The organism is Actinomadura sp. HBU206391, from assembly GCF_014323665.1.
Lineage (GTDB): Bacteria > Actinomycetota > Actinomycetes > Streptosporangiales > Streptosporangiaceae > Actinomadura_C.
In genome coordinates, this window is sequence record NZ_JABVEB010000349.1 from 1 (window position 1) to 4,704 (window position 4,704).

Below are 4,704 nucleotides of genomic sequence, written 5' to 3' on the forward strand. Positions count from 1 at the left end.
GGCGAGGTAATGCCCGTCCCGGTGTAACACTCCTGCCGCGCTTGCCGCACACTAGAGGGATCGATCCATCGACCACCGGAGGAGCGACCATGACGGTCACCGAGCCGTCCGGCGTGACCGGCGCACCGCCCGGCACGGAACTCAACGTGCTGGGGGCCTGCCCGCTGGACTGCCCCGACACCTGCGGCTGGGTGGTGACCGTACGGGACGGGCAGGCGGTCGGCCTGCGCGGCGACCCCGATCATCCGTTCACCCGCGGTGCGCTGTGCGTCAAGGTCAACCGGTTTCTGGAGCAGGCCGCCGCGCCCGACCGGATCCTGCACCCCCTGCGGCGGACCGGGCCCAAGGGATCCGGACGGTTCGAGCAGATCACCTGGGAGGAGGCACTCGACGAGATCGCCGAGCGGCTTTCCGCGATCATCGACGAGCACGGCGGCGAGTCCGTGTGGCCCTACTGGGGCATGGGCACGCTCGGTTATCTGCAGGGCCTCGAGGGCAACGCCGGACGCCGCCTGTTCAACGTGCTGGGCGCGTCGCAGCACGACGACACGATCTGCTCGGTGGCGGGCAGCACCGGTCTGAAGTACACGATGGGCACCTCCGCCGGAATGGACCCCGAGGACCTCGCGCTCTCGAAGCTGATCATCCTGTGGGGCACCAACACGCTCACGAGCGGTCACCATCTGTGGAAGTTCATCCAGCGCGCCCGCGCCGAAGGCGCGCACGTCGTGGCGATCGATCCGGTGCGCACCCGTACGGCCCAGCAGGCCGACGAGCACCTGGCCCCGATCCCGGGCACCGACGCGGCGCTCGCATTCGGCCTGCTGAACGTGATCGCCGGTCTGGGCGCGGAGGACCGGGAGTTCCTGGACCGGCACACGCTCGGCTGGGCCGAGCTCAGAGAGCGCGTCTCCGAGTTCCCCCCGGAGCGGGTCGCGGCCATCACCGGCGTCCCCGCCGAGGCGATCGTCGCGCTGGGCGAGCGCATCGCCCGCACCCGCCCCACCGCGATCCGGGCGACCATGGGCATCCAGCGCCATGCGGGAGGCGGCAACGCCCTGCGCGCCCTCGCCTGCATTCCCGGGGTCACCGGGGACTGGTCCAGGCCCGGCGGCGGGCTGTCGTACTCCACCGGCGGCCACTTCCCGCTCGACCGCGCCGCACTCGTGCGCGACGACCTGCTCACCCGGCCCACCCGCACCCTGTCCATGACCCGGCTGGGCGACAACCTGCTCGAACGAGGCGATCCGCCGGTCAAGGCGCTGTTCGTCATCGCGGCCAACCCGGCGGCCAGCAACCCCGACCAGAACAAGGTCCGGCGCGGCCTCGCCCGCGAAGATCTGTTCACCGTCGTGCTGGAGCAGTTCCCCACCGACACCGTCGACTACGCCGACATCGTCCTGCCCGCGACGATGCAGCACGAGCACGTCGACGTGCACAACGGCTACGGCCACCTCTACCTGGTGTGGAACGAGCAGGCCGTCGCGCCTCCCGGGGAGTGCCTGCCCACCTCCGAGACCTTCCGCCGGCTGGCCCGCCGCCTCGGTCTGACCGAGCCGAGCCTGTACGACTCCGACGAGGAACTCGCCCGGCAACTTCTCGGCTCGGGCCACCCCTGGCTGGTCGGCGTCACGCTGGACCGGCTGCGCAAGGAAGGACATGTGCGGCTGAACGTGCCCAAGCCGTTCCTGCCCTTCGCCGACGGATTCCCGACGCCGTCCGGAAAGCTGGAGTTCGTCTCCTCGCGGGCCGCGCGGGAGGGGCACGATCCGTTGCCGGTCTACGTTCCATCGGCCGAGGTGGCCGACACCGAGCGAGCGGCGCGCTTCCCCCTCACGCTCGTGTCGGCCGCGTCGCACCACTTCCTCAACACCGTGTTCGGCAACAATCCCGAGCTGCGCCGGCGGGCCGGCGCGCCGACGATCACCCTGCACCCGGCGGACGCCGCCGCGCGTCACCTCACGAGCGGTGACCGGGTCCGGGTCCGCAACGACCGCGGATCCTTCGATGCCGTCGTGGAGGTCGGCGACCGGGTCAGGCCCGGTGTCGCCGCCACGACCAAGGGCCACTGGGCCAAGCTCACCGGCGGCAGCAACGTCAACGCCACCGTGGACGAGCGCGACTCCGACATCGGCGGCGGCGCCGTGTTCCATGACAACCGGGTCGAGGTCGAGGGGCTGCCTCCCGCGCCGTGACGGCCTCGGCCTTCGGTACGGCCGCCGGCGACGTGGGGCCGTCGGCCCGCGCCGCCATCCGGTACTCGTCGCTCAGAGCGGTGCCGAACATGGGCGGGTCGTCGCTGTTCAGCGTGACGAACAGCCCCTCCTCCAGCAGCCTCGGGCGGCCAGATCGAGCGCCTCGGTGACAGCGGGCATCGGCGCTCATGGTCTTCGCCATAGAACGGGATCGCCGGGCACATCCACCCGTCGAGTGTCGTCACGGGGCAGACGCTAGGAAGCCATCCGCTCTTCCCCTGGCCGAGCGGCGGCAAGCTGCCATGAGATCGTCAAATAGCACGCGCGGCGACCGACGGACCGCATCCGGCTCGGGAGCAGCGGACCCGCCATCCTGGGGGCCGGCGCCGCGGCGCGACGCCCCGTCCGCGGCCGACACAGCGCCGACACAGAAAGGACGCGGAGGCCTCGCGGCCTCCGCGTCCTCAACGGCAGTGTCTTCGGCGGCCTCGTGATCGAGGCGGGCGTTGCCGGTTCAGGAGTCGCCCTTCGGGCCCTCCTTGCTCGCGGTGCCTTCCGGCCCCTCGGTGTCTTTCGGCCCCTCGGTGTCTTTCGGCCCCTCGGTGTCTTCCGGCCCCTCGGTGCCTTCCGGACCCTCCGTGCCACCATCGCCGTCTCCGGCGCCCTCCGCCGAGGGCGCACCCGCGCCGGCCTCCGTCAGCAGCTCCTCGATGCGCACCGGGGTGAGCCGCCGGAAGAGACGGTGCTCGCGGTTGCGGTCGAGCACCGCGACCTCGAGCGCCTTGGCCTCCAGATGCCGGTCGACGTCCTGCTGCTCCAGGGCGTGCACGCCCGCTCGCAACGCCTCGGCGAGCCCCAGACCATCGCGGTAGCGCTCCTTCAGCGCCTCCGCGACCGCCTCGGCCTGACCGCCCATCGCGACGAAGCCGTGCTCGTCGGCGACCGATCCGTCGAAGGTGAGCCGGTAGATCTGGTCGGTGGCGGCGTCCTCGCCCACCTCGGCGACGACCAGCTCGACCTCGTACGGCTTGTTCTGCTCGGTGAAGATCGTGCCGAGCATCTGCGCGTAGAAGTTGGCCAGCCCTCGGGAGGTGACGTCGCTCCGGTCGTACATGTAGCCGTTGACGTCGGCGTACCGCACGCCGACCAGCCGCAGGTTCTCGAACTCGTTGTACTTGCCGACCGCGGCGAACGCGATCCGGTCGTAGATCTCACTGACCTTGTGCAGAGCCCGGGACGGGTTGTCGGCCACGAACAGGATCCCGTCGTCGTACTGGAGCACGACCACGCTACGGCCCCGCGCTATGCCCTTACGCGCGTAGTCCGCCCTGTCCTTCATCTGCTGGTCGGGCGAGACGTAGAACGGCATGGACACCGGTGGGGATCCCTTCTATCGCAGCGGGGCGGCCGGACCGCCCGGCGCCTGGTATCGACTATCGACGACGGTCTGCGAGATCTCGCCGACCTCCTCGTCCGGAAGCCTCCTGAACCCGTCGGCCGTCACCGACGCGACCAGGGGGAAGATCCGGCGGATGAGGTCGGGTCCGCCGGTGGCGGCGTCGTCGTCGGCCGCGTCGTACAGCGCCTGGATGCAGGCCATCGCAGCGTCCGCCTCGGTGAGCCCGGGCCGCCACAGTTTCTTCAGCGCGCCGCGGGCGAACGCCGATCCCGACCCGATCGAGTAGAAGTCGTGCTCCTCGTACTTGCCGCCGGCCGCGTCGTAGCTGAAGATCCGCCCCCCGCCGCGGTCCTCGTCGAAACCGGCGAACAGCGGCACCACGACCAGGCCCTGCATGGCCATCCCGAGATTGCCGCGGATCAGCGTGGCGAGCCGGTTGGCCTTGCCCTCGAGGGAGAGCATGCGGCCCTCCATCTTCTCGTAGTGCTCCAGCTCCACCTGGAAGAGCCGGACGATCTCCAGCCCGATCCCCGCGGTGCCCGCGATGGCGATGCCGGAGAGCTCGTCGGCGCGGAAGACCTTCTCGATATCACGCTGAGCGATCACGTTGCCCGCCGTCGCCCGCCGGTCACCGGCCAAGACGACACCGCCCGGGAACGTCGCCGCGACGATCGTCGTGCCGTGCGGGATCTCCTCCCCCGCCGGAGCCCCCGGCGGTGTGCGCCCGCTCGGCAGCAGCTCAGGGCGGTAGGACCCGAGGAAATCTGTGAAGGACGACGGCCCAGGGCTCATGAATACCCCCGGGAGCCGTCCAGCGTGCGAATCGTGAGACGCCACGCGACTCCTTCCCTCTTCACCGTGGACCGGGGTGTCCCGGCGCACCATGGAACTGCTTATGACCCTACTGTCCCGGCAACGCGCCGCGCATGCGGCGTGATCCTTCCCTGAGTCCGCTCACGGCGAACCTGCCCCCACGGGGCCCGAACGCTCGTCCCGGCGGTGCCCGGACGAGCGGCGCGACTACGATGACCACGTGGTGTGGGGACCTTCCGGCCCAGCGGGGCCGCAGCCCGACGACCCGCCATGGCGTGGCCGGCCGGGCCCGCACGC

3 protein-coding genes and 1 pseudogene are annotated in these 4,704 nt (G+C 71.0%); 1 reads left to right on the forward strand and 3 read right to left on the reverse strand.

Annotated features, from left to right (window positions below):
* Positions 1 to 89: 89 nt before the first annotated feature.
* A complete protein-coding gene (locus HKK72_RS36055) occupies positions 90 to 2,195 on the forward strand; it encodes a molybdopterin-dependent oxidoreductase (RefSeq protein ID WP_187238881.1) in 2,106 nt (701 codons plus the stop codon).
* A 46-nt stretch (positions 2,196 to 2,241) separates the two neighbouring features.
* On the opposite strand, the pseudogene HKK72_RS41845 reads toward HKK72_RS36055, so the two are convergent.
* The 3 genes and pseudogenes from HKK72_RS41845 to prcB form a co-directional block, all read right to left on the reverse strand.
* Positions 2,242 to 2,340 (reverse strand): annotated as a pseudogene (locus tag HKK72_RS41845) (hypothetical protein); the annotation flags it as partial.
* Between the two features lie 369 nt (positions 2,341 to 2,709).
* On the reverse strand, positions 2,710 to 3,564 hold the full coding sequence (prcA, locus tag HKK72_RS36065; protein ID WP_187238883.1) for a proteasome subunit alpha: 855 nt from the start codon (positions 3,562 to 3,564) through the stop codon (positions 2,710 to 2,712).
* A 21-nt stretch (positions 3,565 to 3,585) separates the two neighbouring features.
* A complete protein-coding gene (gene prcB, locus HKK72_RS36070) occupies positions 3,586 to 4,386 on the reverse strand; it encodes a proteasome subunit beta (protein ID WP_222721584.1) in 801 nt (266 codons plus the stop codon).
* Positions 4,387 to 4,704: the final 318 nt, after the last annotated feature.